The organism is Leucobacter sp. G161, assembly GCF_001482305.1.
Taxonomy (GTDB): Bacteria; Actinomycetota; Actinomycetes; order Actinomycetales; family Microbacteriaceae; genus Leucobacter.
In genome coordinates this window covers 13,734-30,947 of record NZ_LOHP01000075.1, presented here as the reverse complement: position 1 = coordinate 30,947, position 17,214 = coordinate 13,734, and the positions used below count along the sequence as shown (strand labels likewise).

Annotated in this window: 15 protein-coding genes; 13 read left to right on the top strand and 2 right to left on the bottom strand. The window is 66.1% G+C overall.

The window, feature by feature from the left end; genetic code table 11:
- Positions 1-26: 26 nt before the first annotated feature.
- The 9 genes from ligA to AUL38_RS12945 all read left to right on the top strand — a co-directional run bounded on the left by ligA (position 27) and on the right by AUL38_RS12945 (position 11,380).
- Positions 27-2,378: an NAD-dependent DNA ligase LigA gene (gene ligA, locus AUL38_RS12985; RefSeq protein ID WP_059062820.1), complete on the top strand. Its 2,352-nt coding sequence runs from the start codon at positions 27-29 to the stop codon at positions 2,376-2,378.
- 122 nt (positions 2,379-2,500) lie between these two features.
- Positions 2,501-3,121 carry a DNA-3-methyladenine glycosylase I gene (locus AUL38_RS12980; protein ID WP_059062804.1) on the top strand — a complete coding sequence of 207 codons (621 nt, stop codon included), beginning with the start codon at positions 2,501-2,503 and terminating at the stop codon, positions 3,119-3,121.
- A gap of 2 nt (positions 3,122-3,123) precedes the next feature.
- The gene (locus tag AUL38_RS12975; protein ID WP_083506865.1) at positions 3,124-4,080 is read left to right on the top strand and encodes a linear amide C-N hydrolase; all 957 of its coding nucleotides are present in this window, start codon (positions 3,124-3,126) and stop codon (positions 4,078-4,080) included.
- Between the two features lie 106 nt (positions 4,081-4,186).
- Positions 4,187-4,522 carry an Asp-tRNA(Asn)/Glu-tRNA(Gln) amidotransferase subunit GatC gene (gene gatC / locus AUL38_RS12970; protein WP_059062802.1) on the top strand — a complete coding sequence of 112 codons (336 nt, stop codon included), beginning with the start codon at positions 4,187-4,189 and terminating at the stop codon, positions 4,520-4,522.
- On the top strand, positions 4,522-6,057 hold the full coding sequence (gene gatA / locus AUL38_RS12965) for an Asp-tRNA(Asn)/Glu-tRNA(Gln) amidotransferase subunit GatA (protein ID WP_059062801.1): 1,536 nt from the start codon (positions 4,522-4,524) through the stop codon (positions 6,055-6,057). The genes gatC and gatA overlap by 1 nt, the downstream gene beginning before the upstream one ends.
- Positions 6,057-7,574 (top strand): Asp-tRNA(Asn)/Glu-tRNA(Gln) amidotransferase subunit GatB, encoded by a 1,518-nt coding sequence (gatB, locus tag AUL38_RS12960; protein ID WP_059062800.1) that lies wholly within the window; start codon positions 6,057-6,059, stop codon positions 7,572-7,574. Before gatA ends, gatB begins: the two co-directional genes overlap by 1 nt.
- A gap of 648 nt (positions 7,575-8,222) precedes the next feature.
- On the top strand, positions 8,223-8,513 hold the full coding sequence (locus tag AUL38_RS12955) for a nucleotidyltransferase family protein (RefSeq protein ID WP_059062799.1): 291 nt from the start codon (positions 8,223-8,225) through the stop codon (positions 8,511-8,513).
- A gap of 1,082 nt (positions 8,514-9,595) precedes the next feature.
- Positions 9,596-10,045 (top strand): hypothetical protein, encoded by a 450-nt coding sequence (locus AUL38_RS12950; RefSeq protein WP_059062798.1) that lies wholly within the window; start codon positions 9,596-9,598, stop codon positions 10,043-10,045.
- Between the two features lie 126 nt (positions 10,046-10,171).
- Positions 10,172-11,380 carry a globin domain-containing protein gene (locus tag AUL38_RS12945; RefSeq protein WP_059062797.1) on the top strand — a complete coding sequence of 403 codons (1,209 nt, stop codon included), beginning with the start codon at positions 10,172-10,174 and terminating at the stop codon, positions 11,378-11,380.
- 9 nt (positions 11,381-11,389) lie between these two features.
- On the opposite strand, the gene AUL38_RS12940 is transcribed toward AUL38_RS12945, so the two are convergent.
- Positions 11,390-12,049 carry a helix-turn-helix domain-containing protein gene (locus tag AUL38_RS12940; protein ID WP_059062796.1) on the bottom strand — a complete coding sequence of 220 codons (660 nt, stop codon included), beginning with the start codon at positions 12,047-12,049 and terminating at the stop codon, positions 11,390-11,392.
- Between the two features lie 217 nt (positions 12,050-12,266).
- Here AUL38_RS12940 and AUL38_RS12935 point away from each other — a divergent pair, with 217 nt between their 5' ends.
- From AUL38_RS12935 to AUL38_RS12920, 4 genes are all read left to right on the top strand, one after another.
- Positions 12,267-13,361, top strand: a complete 1,095-nt coding sequence (locus AUL38_RS12935; RefSeq protein WP_059062795.1) for a glutathione S-transferase C-terminal domain-containing protein — start codon at positions 12,267-12,269, stop codon at positions 13,359-13,361.
- Positions 13,362-13,388: 27 nt separating this feature from the next.
- Positions 13,389-14,789, top strand: coding sequence for a CoA transferase (locus tag AUL38_RS12930; protein WP_059062794.1), 1,401 nt, complete (start codon positions 13,389-13,391; stop codon positions 14,787-14,789).
- 76 nt (positions 14,790-14,865) lie between these two features.
- A complete protein-coding gene (locus AUL38_RS12925) occupies positions 14,866-15,219 on the top strand; it encodes a type II toxin-antitoxin system Phd/YefM family antitoxin (RefSeq protein ID WP_059062793.1) in 354 nt (117 codons plus the stop codon).
- On the top strand, positions 15,219-15,467 hold the full coding sequence (locus AUL38_RS12920) for a hypothetical protein (RefSeq protein WP_059062792.1): 249 nt from the start codon (positions 15,219-15,221) through the stop codon (positions 15,465-15,467). The genes AUL38_RS12925 and AUL38_RS12920 overlap by 1 nt, the downstream gene beginning before the upstream one ends.
- 226 nt (positions 15,468-15,693) lie before the next feature.
- Here the strand turns inward: AUL38_RS12920 and glpK are convergent, their stop codons facing one another.
- Complete coding sequence (gene glpK / locus AUL38_RS12915) at positions 15,694-17,208, bottom strand: glycerol kinase GlpK (RefSeq protein WP_059062791.1); 1,515 nt, start codon at positions 17,206-17,208, stop codon at positions 15,694-15,696.
- Positions 17,209-17,214: the final 6 nt, after the last annotated feature.

The window sequence follows — 17,214 nt, the reverse complement described above, 5'->3', positions numbered from 1 at the left end:
TCGGCGGTGGATCGTACACTGGATGCGTGACTGATGCAGCTGTGATCCCTAGTGATTTCGATGAGGCGCGCGCCGAGAGCGAGGCGCTCACCGCGGATATCGAGCGATACCGCACCGCCTACCATTCTCAGGGCGTCAGCCTGGTGTCCGACGCTGAATACGACGTGCTGTTTCGGCGGCTCGAAGCGATTGAGCGCGCGTTTCCCGAGCTTGCCGGGCATGACAGCCCGACGCAGGAGGTCGGGGCTGCGCTGGTGTCCGCCGGGTTCCCCGAGCACGAACACGCCGAGCGGCTGCTCAGCCTCGATAACGTCTTCTCGATCGACGAGTTTCGCGAGTGGGCCGAGAAGGCGCGCGCGGCCGCCGGGCGTGAGGTGCGTTGGCTGTCCGAACTCAAAATCGACGGGCTCGCGATCAGCCTCGCCTACCGCAATGGGGTGCTGGAGACCGCGACCACCCGCGGTGACGGGCGTGTGGGCGAAAACATCACGGAAAACGTTGACTTCATTTCGGTGATCCCGCGCGAGTTAACTGGCGAAGGCATTCCCGAGTTCTTCGAGGCGCGCGGTGAGATCTTCCTGCGTCGTGAGGATTTCATTGCGCTGAACGAACGGCAACACGAGCTGCAAGCTGAGTTCGCCGCCGAGCAACGCGCAAAGGGCGTGGAAGAAGACCGGATTACCATCCGCTACCCGGAGTTCGCGAACGCGCGGAACACGGCGGCTGGCAGCCTCCGGCAGCGAGCCGACAAGAAGACCCCCGCGGAGCTGGAACTCATGCGCGAGCGGCTCAGCCGACTGTCGCTCTATGTTCACGGCATCGGTGCGTGGGAGCACCCGTCGTTCGAAAGCCAATCCGACGCGTACGGACTGCTGGCGGGGTGGGGCCTGCCGGTCTCACCACACTCGCGCGTGTTCGAGACCGTCGATGAGGTCGCTGACTTCATCGAAGACCGGGGGGCGCACCGCCACGATATCGACCACGAGATCGATGGCATCGTCGTGAAAATCGACGAGTTCGCGTTGCACGCTGAGCTGGGGGAGACGAGCCGCGCGCCGCGCTGGGCGATCGCCTTCAAGTACCCGCCCGAGGAAGTGCACACCAAGCTGCTCGACATCCGGGTCGGCGTTGGGCGCACGGGCCGAGCTACCCCGTATGCGGTGATGGCTCCGGTGAAGGTGGCGGGATCGACTGTCAGCCAGGCGACGCTGCACAATCAGGATGTCGTGCGCGCGAAGGGCGTGCGCATCGGTGACACGGTCGTGCTGCGGAAGGCCGGCGACGTGATTCCCGAGATCCTCGGCGCGGTGCTCGAACGCCGCGACGGCAGCGAGGTCGAATGGGAGATGCCGCGCGACTGCCCAGAGTGTGGCACCGAACTCCGCGCGATGAAGGAAGGCGACATCGATCTGCGCTGCCCGAACGCGCGCGCCTGTCCAGCGCAGGTGCGCGGCCGGGTCGAGCACATCGGGTCGCGTGGAGCGCTCGACATCGAGGTGCTCGGCGAGATCACTGCGGCAGCGCTGACGCAGCCCGAGGTGCCAGCCACGCCGCCGCTCGAAACAGAGGCGGGGTTGTTCGACCTCACACTCGAGGAACTCGTTCCCATCGAGGTCATCGTGCGCGACGCCGAGACCGGTGAACCTGTCCTCGAAGATGGCACCGACGTTCCCCGCCGACGCAAGCCGTTCCAGAAGATCGAACGGACGTATCCGCCGGGATGGGAAGACAAGACTCCCGCGGAACGGCGAGCCGCGAAGGTGCGTAAGGACTTCGAGCAGATACTCCCGTCGAAAGACGCGGTGACATTCCTCGCCGAGCTTGAGAAAGCGAAGACGAAGCCGCTCTGGCGGCTGCTGGTGTCATTGAACATTCGACACGTCGGGCCAGTAGCCGCGCGTGCGCTTGCCGACTGGTTCGGGTCGCTCGCGGCGATCCGCGCGGCGACCGCTGAGGAGCTCGCGCAGGTTGAGGGCGTCGGCTCGATTATCGCCGAGTCCCTGCTGGCCTGGTTCGAGGTGGAGTGGCACGTCGAGATCGTCGACCGCTGGGCGGAGGCTGGCGTGCAGTGGGCGACGCCTGGTCACGCAGGCCCCGGGGCGGCCGCAAGCGTTGAGGGCGTGCTCTCAGGGCTCACGATCGTTGCGACAGGTGCCCTCGACGGCTTCACCCGTGACGGTGCGAAAGAGGCGATCATCCAGGCGGGTGGCAAGGCCGCCGCGAGCGTCTCCAAGAAGACCGACTTCGTTGCGGCCGGCCCCGGGGCGGGATCGAAGCTTGCGAAAGCCGAAGAGCTCGGGATCCCGGTGCTTGACGCAGCCGGCTTTGCGATCCTCGTGACGGAAGGGCCGTCCGCCCTCCCCAACGCGGCGGAATGAGGCCGAACCCCGAACAGTTATCCACAGATGTCGCCGACCGCTGCTCCGGCTGACAGGCGCTGGCTACGCTGAACATACCCACCGTGAGGTGATGCTCGCGACATCGAGGAGGGATCTTCCCCATGACAGAACGTCCATCGCCCCTCATCCGTTCAGGCTGGGCCACGCAAGACCCGCTGCTGACGGAGTACTACGACACCGAGTGGGGCATGCCTGTGGCCGATGAGCGGGGTGTGTTTGAACGGCTAACCCTCGAGGCCTTCCAATCTGGGCTGTCGTGGCTCACGATCCTCCGCAAGCGTGAGGCGTTTAGACGAGCATTCCACGACTTCGAGCCGAGCATCATCGCGCGCTTCACCGACGCCGATGTCGAACGACTGCTCGCGGACGCCGGGATTATTCGGAACCGGGCAAAGATCGAGGCAACCATCGCCAACGCGCGCGCCGTGCTCGCGCTGCACGAAGCTGGCGAAACGCTGAGCGACCTCATCTGGGAGCACGCTCCCGAACAGTCACCCACCCCCGCGACGGATGACGACGTGCCGAGCACCTCGCCCGAGTCTGCCGCGCTCGCCGCCGCGCTCAAGCAGCGCGGATTTCGTTTCGTCGGCCCCACGACCATGTACGCCCTCATGAGCGCGATCGGCGTCGTAGACGTGCACCTCGTTACGAGCCACCGACGGGGCTGCTCGGGCCTCTGGAATAGTGATGGCACGAGGCGGCGAGCTACAGCTATGGTGTGACTATGTGTACGAGATTCTTGTGGTCTTCGGAGGGTGCGCCCGGCTCTGGCAACGTGCTCGTTGGGCGCAGCATGGACTGGTTCGAAGACACCCGAACGGTCCTTGCGGTCCGGCCGCGGGGAGAGCACCGCGAGAGTGCGCCCGGTGACGATGCGTCGTTCACGTGGACGTCGGAGTTCGGAAGCGTTGTCTGCCTGATGTACGGCGAGATCGCTGTCGACGGGCTCAATGAGGTCGGCTTCCAGGTGAGCGGTCTCTATCTCGCCGAATCCGACTATGGGACACGCGACATCGCCCGGCCAGGGCTCGCGCTCGCCCAAGCCATCCAGTGTCTGCTCGATCGGTTTGGGGCCGTCGCCGATGCCGTGGCGTGGCTCACCTCGAGTAACGTGCAGATCATTCCGCTGGATATCGGCGGTAAGCCTGGCACCGGCCACATCGCCCTCGCAGATGCGGGCGGGGACTCGGCGATCATCGAGTTCGTCGCAGGCGAGCTCACCGTCCACCACGGCAGCGACTACACCGTCATGGCGAACTCGCCGCTGTATGAAGAACAGCTCGAACTCGAACGGCGCTACGCGGGACTCGGCGGCAGTGACCCGCTCCCGGGCGGCACTGACTCGCCTGATCGCTTCGCGCGGGCAGCGTTCTATTCCTCCCGGCTGCCGCACACAACGAGCGGCCGAGAAGCCGCGGCCTACGTGTTCAGCGTTATCCGCAACGCTTCTGCCCCCTTCGGAACGGCAGATCCGGTGCGCCCGAATGTCTCGACGACGCGCTGGCGCACGGTCGCAGACCTCACCGTCGGGCGCTACTTCTTCGAATCGACGTCGAACCCGAACGTCGTGTGGGTAGAGCTGGCAGGGCTCGACCTCTCGCCCGGGGCCGAGACCCGCTTCGACCCGCAGGCCACGATGGCCGTGAGCGGAATGGTGAACGGGGAGTTCGCCACGGCATAGCGCGCGCAACGTCCCATCGCGTTAGCCTGTGCCCTGGCTGTCTTCGGAGCCGTCGCTCGCTAGACTGGACAGGTTGAGAACCACTCCCAATCCATGATGGAGCAGCATGCCTGAAACTTCTGCGGCCAATAGCGCCGCGCCCGGCACCGAGATCACGACGGAGACCGTCGCGCATCTCGCCGGTCTTGCCCGGATCGCGCTGAGCGACGCCGAGGTCGAGGGGCTCACGTTTGAGCTCGACTCGATCCTCACGAACATCGCCAAGGTGAGCGAGGTCGCAACCGACGACGTCCCCGCGACGAGCCACCCAATCCCGCTGAGCAACGTCACCCGCGTCGACGAGATCGCTGACGTGCTCACGCTCGACGAAGCGCTCCAGAACGCGCCGGCAACCGCCGACGGGATGTTCCGCGTGTCGTCGATCCTGGGGGAGGAGCAGTAATGAGTGAATTGATTACGCTGACCGCTGCGGATCTCGCAGCCAAGCTCAGCTCGGGAGAGGTCTCCGCCGTCGAGGCGACGCAGGCCCACCTCGACCGGATCGCCGCAACCAACGGCGAACTCAACGCCTTCCTCGCAACCGACAGCGAGGCTTCGCTCGCGGCTGCCCGCTCGATCGACGAGCGTCGCGCAGCGGGCGAAACGCTCGGCGAGCTCGCCGGTGTACCGCTCGCGCTCAAGGACGTTCTCGTCACGACCGACATGCCCGCGACGGCCGGCTCGAAGATGCTTGAGGGCTACCGTTCGCCGTTCGACGCGACCGTGGTCGCGAAGGCGCGCGCCGCCGGTCTCATCAACATCGGCAAGACGAACATGGACGAGTTCGCGATGGGCTCCTCCACGGAAAGCTCCGCCTACGGCCCCACCCATAACCCGTGGGCGATCGGCAAGGTCCCGGGCGGCTCGGGCGGCGGCTCTGCCGCGGCCGTGAGCGCCTTCCAGGCGCCGCTCGCGCTCGGCAGCGACACCGGTGGATCGATCCGCCAGCCCGCAGCCCTCACCGGCACCGTTGGCGCAAAGCCCACCTACGGTGGCGCAAGCCGCTACGGCGCGATCGCGCTCGCTTCCTCGCTCGACCAGATCGGCCCGTGCGCGCGCACCGTGCTCGACACGGCGCTGCTCCACGACGTCGTTGTGGGCCACGACCGACACGACGCGACCTCGCTGAACCACGCCTGGCCGTCGATGGCCGCGGCCGTGCGCGACGGTGTCGATCCGGCAAGCCTGAAGGGGCTGCGCGTTGGCGTCGTCAAGCAGCTGCAGCTGCCCGGCATGCAGGAGGGCGTCAAGGCTCGCTTCGACGAAACTGTCGCGCTGCTCACCGCGCAGGGCGCCGAGGTCGTCGAGATCGACGCACCGCACTTCGAGTACGCGGTCGCCGCCTACTACCTCATCCTCCCGTCGGAGGCCTCGAGCAACCTCGCGAAGTACGACTCGGTGCGCTTCGGCCTCCGCGTCGAGCCGGAAGGCGGTGGCACGATCGAGAGCGTGATGAGCTCGACCCGTGGCGCAGGCTTCGGCCCCGAGGTGAAGCGCCGCATCATCCTCGGCACCTACGCGCTCTCCGCCGGCTACTACGACGCCTACTACGGCAGCGCACAGAAGGTCCGCACGCTCATCCAGCGCGACTTCGCGGCGGCCTTCAACCAGGTCGACGTCATCGTCTCGCCGACGGCTCCGACGACCGCGTGGAACATCGGTCACCGTAACGAGGATCCGATGCAGGACTACATCAACGACGCGACGACGATCCCCGCGAACCTCGCAGGGATCCCGGGGCTCAGCCTCCCGATCGGCACCGCGAGCGAGGACGGCCTCCCGGTCGGCCTGCAGCTCATGGCACCCGCGTTCGAGGACGCCCGCCTGTACCGCGCCGCGGCAGCGATCGAAACCCTCATCACCGAGCGCGACGGCAAGCCCTTCTGGGCGCAGTCGCCCTCCCTTGTGTCCGCGACCACCGGAAAGGCGGCAGCGTAATGGCGAAGACGAAGCTTATGGACTTCGACAAGGCACTCGAACTCTTCGAACCGGTCATCGGCCTCGAGGTGCACGTCGAGCTCAACACCAAGACGAAGATGTTCTCGTCGGCGCCGAACGTGTTCGGCTCCGAGCCGAACACCAACCTCGCGCCCGTCTGCCTCGGCCTGCCTGGCTCGCTGCCGGTCGTGAACGAGACCGCGGTGAACTACTCGATCCGCCTCGGTCTCGCGCTCGGCTGCGACATCGCAGAGGTCTCCGGGTTCGCGCGCAAGAACTACTTCTACCCAGACATGGGCAAGAACTACCAGATCTCGCAGTTCGACGACCCCATCGCGCACGACGGCTCGGTCGAGATTGAGCTCTCGAGCGGCCGCGTGATCCACGTGCCGATCGAGCGCGCGCACATGGAGGAAGACGCCGGCAAGCTCAACCACGTCGGTGGCTCGACCGGTCGCATCCAGGGCGCCGAGTACTCGCTCGTCGACTACAACCGTGCCGGTGTGCCGCTCGTTGAGATCGTGACGCATCCGATCTTCGGTGGCGAGGCAGATACGCCCGAGATCGCTGCCGTGTACGTGTCGACCATCCGCGACATCGTCGTGTCGCTCGGCATCTCCGACGCGCGCATGGAGCGGGGCAACATCCGCTGCGACGCGAACGTGTCGCTGCGCCCCCGCGGCAACGAGGGCGCCGGCATGAGCGTGCTCGGTACGCGTACCGAGACGAAGAACGTGAACTCGCTGCGCTCGATCGAGCGCGCAGTGCGCTTCGAGATCCAGCGCCAGGCACAGCTGCTCTCCGAGGGCACCGCGATCACGCAGGAAACCCGTCACTGGCACGAGGACACCGGCGAGACCTCGCCGGGCCGCCCCAAGAGCGACGCCGACGACTACCGGTACTTCCCGGAGCCCGACCTCGCACCGCTCACGCCGTCGCGCGAGCTCGTCGAGGAGCTGCGGGCCACGCTGCCCGAGCACCCGACGCTGCGCCGCCGCCGGCTCGCAGCCGAGTGGGATTTCTCGCCGCTCGAGTTCCGCGACGTCGTCAACGGCGGCCTGCTGAACGACATCGAGGCGACCGTTGCAGCTGGCGTTCCCGCGCAGACCGCCCGCAAGTGGTGGACCGGCGAGGTCGCACGTATCGCGAACGAGCGCTCCGCAGTGGCGACCGACCTCATCACGCCCGAGCAGATCGCCTCGGTTGTGGCGCTCGTCGACGCTGGCACGCTGAACGATAAGCTCGCGCGCCAGGTGCTCGCAGGGCTGATCGACGGTGAGGGCACCGCGCAGGAGATCGTCGACGCCCGGGGGCTCGCGATCGTGTCTGACGACGGCGCGCTCATCGAGGCCGTCGACGCGGCGCTCGCTGAGCAGCCCGACGTGCTGCAGAAGATCCGCGACGGCAAGGTCCAGGCTGCCGGCGCGATCATCGGCTCCGTCATGAAGGCGATGAAGGGCCAGGCTGACGCCGCCCGCGTGCGCGAGCTCGTGCTCGAGCGCGCAAGCGCCGAGTAGCGAGCTTTCGGCGCTGCCCGCGAGGGGGCCGGGGAGGATCAATGATCCTCCCCGGCCCCCTTTCGCTGTCATGGGCCGCACTACGCGCCGAGGCGGCGGTACTGCTTTGCCGCCAGTGGGGCGAAGACCGCCGTCAGCACGACCGGCCAGCAGGATGAGTCTTCATGACACCCGGCATCTGAAACTGGGTGGAGCAACCTCATCTGGCTCTTCGCAATTGAATGTGTAGACCTCAGCGATTCGGAACGCTCAACAGCCATGACCTCAGCGAGGTCATGATTCTTTTTCGGCAAATCGCTCATGACTTCGCTGAGGTCATGGTTTGTGAGCCACTGAAGCTGTGCCTACCCTTCCCTGAGGAAACTGGTGGCCATAACGAAAAGAGGCTTCAACGCGCCCGCGTGCAGGCGCGTGTACTGCCGGCTGCCGCGGGCGCTTCGCGCCCTTGCCGTGGAGGGCAGATTGGCGCGGGCCGTGTGCCTGTCGCAGCTCCCCAGGTGAGTTCGTCGCGTCAAGTGCTTCTGGCCTTCAGCGAGTGGGGAAATGCCGGGCCCATCGCGAACCCCGCCGATGCCGCTACACCTTCACTTGCGAAGAGCCCCTGATCTGTGAAGAACCCGTTGACGGCCTGGTTGAGTCGGTGGCGATCTGCGCACTGGATGCCTTGATGTCGCCCCGGTTCTCGATACAGATACGATCAGGCGCGCTTGCGAGCGGTACGGCGTGGAACGGCTTCGAGTGTTCGGATCAGCGATCACCGACCGGTTCAATCCAGAGACTAGCGACATTGATGTTCTTGTCACCTTTCAGCGCGAGCGGGAGAATCTGTTCCGCAACTACTTCGACCTGAAGTTCGAGCTGGAACGGATTGTTGGGCGGAGAGTAGACCTCGTCATGGAACGCTCGGTGAAAACCCTTTTTCAAGGCGTCAGTCTTTGAGCGAGCGCAGGATGTCTATGCGGCCTAATGCGGGCGCGCATCTCTGGGATGCGCGATGTGTTTGCGCATGAGTACGGAGAGATCGATTATGGGGTTCTCTGGCTTACCAGAACAACCGAGAACTCCACACTCATCCCGGTCCTTGGCTTGCTTGTAGATGAGGCCAAGGGGGCTGCGGGGTGTAGGAGAGCCGCCCCGTGCGGCCCGCCGTTCTCTGCTGCACAGTTCCAATGCGGGGAACTCACGAACCTGGATCGTACTCATGACAGCACTTGGCGCGGGCTTGAAAAGCGGGGACGCTGGGTCAGATACCGGGCTCATCACAAGTGCAGGTGCAGACCTCAGTGATGAGCAACGTTCAAAAGCCATAATCTCAGCGAGGTCAGGACTGTTTTGCTGCCGATCACTCCTGACCTCGCTGAGGGCAGGGCAGGTCAGCGACTCAGGCTGGGCGTGGCTTCGCTACGAACCACTGGCGCTTCGGGCCTTCCAGTGAGTCGGGCGATACCGCGCTCATCACGACTCCTCACTGACGCCGGAAGCCGGTACACGCTCGATAGCGAGGAGCTAGTTACCGCCAAGAATGGCGAGCAACCCGCCACAGCCGAGTACCGCCCAGCCACAAGGGAGGTCCGGAGGGCCGGTAAATTTCCGTGAAGACTAAATGCCTGATGAGTGCTTCGGTACCCTACCCAGCGCGAGCCTCGCGGCTCGGGCTTCGCGAAGGAAACTCCCGTGTCCAATTCGTGTGCTTTGCGCAGCTTGCGGCCCACGCAGGATGCGACCTCGATCCGGCAGGCTCTCGAGGACTCTGCGCAGAGTTGTCTGACCTCGATAGCAGCCTGCCCGAAGCAGCTGCCGAGGCGGCGATACCGCCTGGCCGCCAGCGGAGCGAAGGCCGCCGTCAGGGCGACCTGCCAGCACAACCACCGGCCAAGAGTCGGGCCGGGCGGATCACTGATCCACCCGGCCCGACCTGGTACCTGGGTACCACTCTGCGGTCCAGCGATCATCCCGCGGGGCCAGGTACAGCGGCACCGGAGGCCGATCCGGCCCGCTGTACGGGCGCATAACCTCGAAGTATGAACAACACGAAACCCCTCACTCGACTGGCGATTGCGACGAGCGGCGCGTTGGCGCTCGGCCTCACGCTCTCGGGCTGCGGCGTCATCGACACCGTTGCGAAGTCTGCTGCGGATGCCTGGAGTGTCACCTACGAAGTGACAACTGACGGCGACGCCCCCGCGCAGCTCAGCGAAGTGTCCTACCTCGATGCGAAAGACCGCATGACCGAGCAGCACACCGAGCAGGTGTCGCACGTGGCGACGTCAGCCACCACCGACGGGACGTTCGCCTGGACTGCGATGGCGATCGTCGTAACCGGTGACTCTGCCAGTGTCTCCGCAACACCGCCGGAGGACGTCAGCGCGACCTGCCGCATCCTGCTCGACGGTGCTCGGGAGATCGCGTCTGAAACGGGCGCGCCGGGCGAAGCCGTGCACTGTGAGAGCGTGACCCCAGAGTTCGACTAGGGCCCGAGGGCGACAGTTTGGGCAGGCCTGGCCGAATACTCACGGTCGAACCGAGGGCAGCGAATCGGGCAATGCGACAGCATCGAATTGGTGACAACACCACTTCGATCAGGAGGCATTGTGTCCATGAAACTGTCCCCCCAATCCCACGCCACGGTTGCCGCGACGGCGGCGGTGGTCGCCGCGCGCGCCGACGAAATTACCGCCACGTTCTATCCGGCAATGTTTGCAGCCCACCCCGAACTTCGCAACGTGTTTAACTCGGCGAACCAGGCCATTGGCGAGCAGCCGAAGGCCCTGGCCGCCTCGGTTGTGGCGTTCGCGGTGCAGCTCATTGACCCCGACGCTCCCGACTTCACTCCGGTGATGCAACGCATCGCGCATAAGCATGTCTCCCTCGGCATCACGGCGCCGGAGTACACGATTGTCGGCCAGCCTCTGCTTGAGGCGGTGGGAACGGTGCTGGGCGACGCGGTTACGCCTGAGGTTGCTGCGGCGTGGGACGAGGTCTACTGGCTGTTCGCGACGGCGCTCATCGCTGAGGAGGCGAAGCTGTATGCGCTCGGCGGCACTGACCCGGAGCAGCCGTGGCGCGCGTACCGGGTGGCAGAACGCATCGAGGAGTCCGACGATGTGTTTTCGCTGCTGCTCGCCCCCGTGTCGGGCGACGTCCCCGAGTATCGCACCGGCCAGTACGTTGCGATCTCGGTCGAGCTGCCGTCAGGGGAGCGCCAGCCCCGTCAATACACGATCTCGTCTGGACCACGCGGCGACGCGCTGCGGGTGACGATCAAGCGTGTAGCTGGCGAGAACGGAGCGCCAGACGGCTTGGTCTCGAACTGGCTGTGGGAGCATGCGGTGCCCGGCACTGCACTCGACGTGTCGCAGCCAGCGGGTGACGTCGTGCTCGACGATGCCGATACGCCGCTCGTGCTCGTCTCTGCAGGTATCGGCATTACTCCGGTCGCGGCAATCATGGAGGACGTTTCGCGCCGACAGCCCGCTCGACGCGTGCGCATGTTCCACGCGGATCGTTCGCACGCGGATCACGCGCTCTACGACAGTCTTCGCAGGCAGGTGCTCGCGATGCCAGACGCGAGCGCCCAGAACTGGTACGAGCACGGGGCTGAGTCCGCTCCGACACTCGCCCCGGCGCGCGCCGGGTGGATGGATCTCTCCGACATTGAGGTGTCGACCGATGCGCGAGTCTTCATGTGTGGGCCGTTGCCATTCATGCAGTCAGCGCGCCGCGAACTGATCGCGAAGGGCGTGCCGACCGGCAATATCCATTACGAGGTCTTCGGTCCCGACCTGTGGGCGCAGAGCCCGCAGTAGGGATGCGCGTTACGGGCGCGGATCGGCGCCCGACTGCGGGTCAGCCTCGTCGGTGGCCTCGGCCATCGCGAGCGTGACCGTGCAGCGGGTCGGTGTGACGAACGGCTGTACGCGGCGAAGCGCGAGCGGCCCGGGGACCTGCTGCAGCTGTTGCTGCAGGAGCCGAATGTGGACGGAACACACAAGGGCGCGTTCGGTCTCGATCGCGAAGCCGTAGCGGCACGGAGCAAGGTCGATGGTGAGTCGGGCATCGTCGACCTTTGGCTCCAGACCGATGTCATCGAGATGCTCATAGAGCACGTCGATCTGCCGGGTCGCCGCCTCGCCGAGCTCTGCAGTGTAATCGAGCTCCGGGCTCAGCCGGCGGTGGATCTCGCCGCGCTCCGTCGCTTCTACGATGCGTCGCTCCGCAGCCGGGTTTGTTTCCGCGTCCTCAACCGGGTGAAATACGACAGGCGGACGACCGCGCACTCCCGTCACGAGAGTGAGCGACGTCACCAGGCCCTCGTCTTCGAGAACCCAGAGGTGCTCGCGGGCGGTGTTGAGGTGCAGCCCGACTTCATCGGCCAGCTCGGCAAGCCTGCGACCCGGCTGCTGGTGCACGGCGTGCAACAAGCGGAGCCGACTCACACGGGTCAGCCCGCGATAGTCCTCGACCCGGCGTGGCATACCCCCACAGTACCGACCCAGTCTCGACCAATCTGCACAACGCCTGTGACGCAAGCGCGTGGCACAGGATCCGGCGCCGGGTCGGACTGAGTCGCCGCTCGGCGGGCCTGCGTAGACTGCTGGGCACTGCATGATCCATGCACTGATACTGGCCGCGCGGGTGCCACGCCGGGGAATGATCCCGGTATGGCGCCCGCGCGGGAGCGAGGAGGATTCCATGACCGATTCGACCCCCACCCCCACGGCAGCCGACGCGCATTCGACCCGCGGTGCGTATGTGACCGGCGCTGAGTTCACGCGCGACACCCAGTACATCGAGGACCGCATCGTCGCCGATCCCGCAGCGACCCGTGTGTTGCCGGCCCCGCCGGCCACGGGGATCGGCGCACTCGGTTTCGGTCTGAGCGAGGGGGCGGAGGCCTGGCCGGTCGAGGCAGGCCGCTACCGGCTCGTCGCAGCCGCAGCCTGCCCGTGGGCGAACCGCACGGTGATCGTGCGCAGGCTGCTCGGCCTCGAAGATGCGATCTCGCTCGGCACCCCGGGCCCCGTGCACGACGTGCGCTCGTGGACGTTCGACCTCGACGAGGGCGGTCGCGATCCCGTGCTCGGCACCGAGCGGCTGCAGGAAAACTACTTCAAACGCTTCCCCGACTACCCACGCGGCATCACGGTGCCGGCCATCGTCGATATCGCAAGCGGGGGAGTCGTGACGAACAACTACCCGCAGATCACGCTCGACTTCTCCACCGAGTGGCGCGAGTTTCACCGCGAGGGCGCGCCCGACCTGCTGCCCGCCGAGCTCATGGATGATATGTGGCCGGTCATCAAGCGGGTATTCACCGAGGTGAACAACGGCGTCTACCGCTGCGGCTTCGCCGGCAGCCAAGACGCGTACGACGCCGCGTACGCGAGGCTCTGGGATGCCCTCGACTGGCTCGAGGAGCGGCTCGCGACGCGGCGCTTTCTCATGGGCGGCACGATCACGGAGGCCGACGTTCGGCTGTTCACGACGCTCGCGCGCTTCGACGCCGTCTACCATGGGCATTTCAAGACGAATCGCAACAAGCTCAGCGAGATGGACAACCTGTGGGGCTACGCCCGCGACCTCTTCCAAACACCGGGCTTCGGCGACACGATCGACTTCGCGCAGATCAAGCAGCACTACTACGTCACCCACGAAGACGTCAACCCGACGCAGATCGTGCCGGGTGGGCCGGATCTTGGCAACTGGCACGATGCGCACGATCGCGAGCGCCTGGGCGGCGAGCCCTTCGGTGACGGCACCCCGCCCGCGGCGCAGCCCCACGACTAGGAACGCTGGGGTAGGAAAGTAGGGGCCATGGCTGCAAACGAGACTCTCGAATCGACACCGCCGTTGCGGCTGCGCGCCGCACTTGAGCCGCTGCTTGGACCCGACGGCGAGCTCGCGGTCTCACGCACCGGTCCGCGCCGGTGGTGGCAGGGCCCCCTTGACGTCGAGGGGCTCGCGCTCGGATCCGCTGAGGCGGTCGCCGTGGCACTGGGCGCGCTCGGCGGCGATCGCGCAACCTCCAGAATCTCGCTCGACTCGAGCGTGGTCGCTGCATCCTTTGGGTCGTTCGAGGCGCTTCGCGTCGACGGCGCACAGCGAGAAGGGTTTGCTCCGCTCTCAGGATTTCACCGAACGGCCGACGGTTGGGTGCGGCTGCACGCGAACTATCCGCACCACGAGCGAGCGCTGTTCGAGGCGATCGGCGAATCGGACCGAGACGGACTTGTCGCTGAACTGTCTCGCAGGGCTGGTGCTGACGTTGAGGAGCGGGTCACCGCGCACGGGGGCCTAGCGGCAGTCGTGCGCAAGCACAGCGAATGGCTGGACACACCGTCTGCGGCTGCGCTGCGCGGGGTGCCCTGGATCCGCTTTGAACGATCTTCGAGCGGAGACGCCCAAGCGTTCACCCTGAGGGAGTGGCCGCGCCCGTTGCATGGCCTGCGCGTGTTGGATCTCACCAGGGTGATCGCCGGTCCCTCCGCAACCCGTCTCCTTGGAGCTCTCGGGGCAGATGTCTTGCGGGTTGATCCGCCCGGCATCCCTGAGCTCTGGGACCTGCATGTCGACACAGGCTTCGACAAGCGAAGCGCGATCGCGGACCTCGGAGATCGCGCTACCCGCGAACGCCTGCACACCCTTCTGGCAGCGGCAGACATCGTGGTGCTCGGCTATCGGCCCTGCGCGCTTGGCCGCTACGGCTTCGATCCAGTCTCGCTCCGTGAGGCCCATCCGCGGCTTGCTGTCGTCGCCCTCGAAGCCTGGGGTGCGACGGGGCCGCACGCCGGAAAGCGCGGCTTCGACAGTATTGTGCAGGCCGTGACGGGCATCTCCCATCTCTACGGGTCCGGCGTCGGGGACGACTGGCGACCGGGTGCGTTGCCCGTGCAGGCGTTGGATCACGCAACCGGGCAGGGCATGGCAGCGGCAGCGCTGGCCCTTCTCCGGGCGCGCGAGAACGGCCAGTCGGGCATCGCGTACGTGTCGCTCGCGAGAACCGCACTCGAACTACTTACCGCGGGGGCACCAGCTGACCGGCCGGGTCAGCTCTCCGCTGTGGAATTGCGGGAAGCCCCGAGCCCCTACGGGGCGTTGCAGTTTGTGCCGCCCCCGCTCACCATCGATGGGCGGCAACTCGAGTATGCTTCGGCACCAGAAGAGTACGGCGCTTCGCCGCTGCGGTGGCAGAGCCCGAACGGTATCAGCGGGTGATGCGTTGAAGGCTGCGGCAACCGTACGCGTGGATCGGGCCGGTGCGGTACGCCGGTCACGTGCTACTTTGTAGAACATGAACGCGCGAGGCGAAGACACAGGAACATCGGGCGCGGACGAGGGAGCCCGCATCGGAATCCGTGCGCTGAAGCAGAACGCCTCCGCGGTACTGGCTCGCGTGAAGCTTGGTGCTCCGACCGTGGTCACGGACCGTGGTGTGCCCGTCGCGAGAATCGTGCCGATGCAGTCGACACCACTTCAAGATCTCATCAGCTCGGGGGCCCTGTTGCCTGCGCGCATCAGCATGTCAGAATTCTTCGCGCGGCGGGCTGGGTGGGACCAGCGAGTGCCCGAAGGGTTGACAGCTGCAGAGACGCCCTCGCTCACGGCGGGAGAAATCCTCGATGAGCTCCGCGAAGAACGGCTCTGATGTTGGTCTACGCGGACACCTCCGCGCTCGCGAAGCTCGTGGTGGAGGAGCCCGAGTCGCACGCGCTCGGCGACTGGCTGCACGAGACACAGGCGCAGCTCGTGACTTCATGGCTGACGCATGTCGAGCTGCGGCGGCTGATCGCGCGTCGCGCACCCTGGCTGGCCCCAGATGCTACGGACGTCCTCAACGCCTGCCAGACGCTCACGCTTGAGTTGGAGACCTTCGAATCGGCAGCCCGTGTGTAACCGACTGAGCTACTATCCCTTGACGCAATCCTCCTCGCAGCCGCACTGCGGTTGGGTAGTGACCTCGCTGGCATGCTCGTATACGACACTAGGCTCGCGGCGGCAGCGCGAGCAGCCGGCATTCGGCCGTTGTCGCCAGGGGCCGGGGCACACTAACGATGGGCCCGGACTCCCCGCTGCAGCAGGGGGCGGGCCCATCGTGGTGTTCTAGCGGTGCAGGCTCGCGCTAGCGCACGTCTTCGTCAACCCAGTCCATCGACTTCGTGACAGCCTTGCGCCAGAGACGCAGCTGGCGATCCTGTTCGTCCTGATCCATCGAGGGCTCCCAGCGGCGATCCTCCTGCCAGTTTGCGGAAAGCTCGCCAAGATCCTTCCAGAACCCGACGGCGAGGCCGGCAGCGTACGCGGCACCGAGCGCGGTGGTCTCGGCGACGACCGGGCGCACCACGGGCACGCCAAGCACATCAGCCTGGAACTGCATGAGCTCGTTGTTTGCGACCATGCCGCCATCGACTCGAAGCTCGGTGAGATCCACGCCAGCGTCGGCATTCACCGCGTCGAGCACGTCACGGGTCTGGAACGCGACGGCCTCGAGCGCGGCGCGGGCAATGTGGCCCTTGTTCGCGTAGCGGGTGAGCCCGACAATCGCACCGCGGGCGTCGGGGCGCCAGTAGGGCGCGAAGAGTCCGGAGAATGCGGGAACGATATAGACGCCACCGTTGTCGGGGACGCTCGCGGCGAGTTCCTCGACCTCCGGCGCGGTCTGGATGATCCCGAGCTGGTCGCGCAGCCACTGGATGAGCGACCCTGTCACCGCGATGGATCCCTCAAGCGCGTAGTGCGCGGGGCCGTCGCCGATCTTGTAGCCGACGGTGGTCAGCAGTCCGTTCTTCGAGTGGACGATCTCCTCGCCGGTGTTGAAGATGAGGAAGCAGCCCGTGCCGTAGGTGTTCTTCGACTCGCCGGCTTCGAACGCTGCCTGGCCGAAGGTTGCGGCCTGCTGGTCACCAAGGATTCCCGAGATGGGCGTCTCCCGCAGCAGCGATGAGTCTTCGGCGACGCCGTAGACCTCAGAGGAGGATTTGATCGACGGCATCATCGACTTCGGTACGCCAAACGCCTCGAGGATGTCATCGCGCCACTCGAGGGTTTCGAGGTCCATGAAGAGGGTGCGTGATGCGTTCGTGACGTCGGTGACGTGCACCCCGCCCTCGGGGCCACCGGTGAGGTTCCAGACGACCCAGGAGTCGGTGGTGCCGAAGATGAGGTCGCCCGCGTCTGCGGCCTCGCGCGCGCCCTCAACGTTCTCGAGGATCCACGCGATCTTCGTGCCCGAGAAGTAGGTGGCGAGGGGGAGACCGACGACGGGCTTGAACCGCTCAGTGCCGCCGTCTGCCGCGAGGCGGTCGACGATGGCCTGCGTGCGGGTGTCTTGCCAGACGATCGCGTTATACACGGGCTTACCGGTCTTGCGGTTCCACACCACTGTGGTCTCGCGCTGGTTGGTGATGCCGATGGAAGCGATGTCATGGCGGGTGAGATCGGCGCGGCCGAGGGCAATGCCGATCACCTCCTGCACGTTTTGCCAGATTTCGGTGGCGTCGTGTTCGACCCAACCGGCCTGCGGCATGATCTGTTCATGCTCTTTCTGGCCGGTCGAGATGATGGATCCCGAACGGTCGAAGATGATTGCGCGACTCGAGGTCGTGCCCTGGTCGATGGCGACTACATAGTCAGACATTGCGTG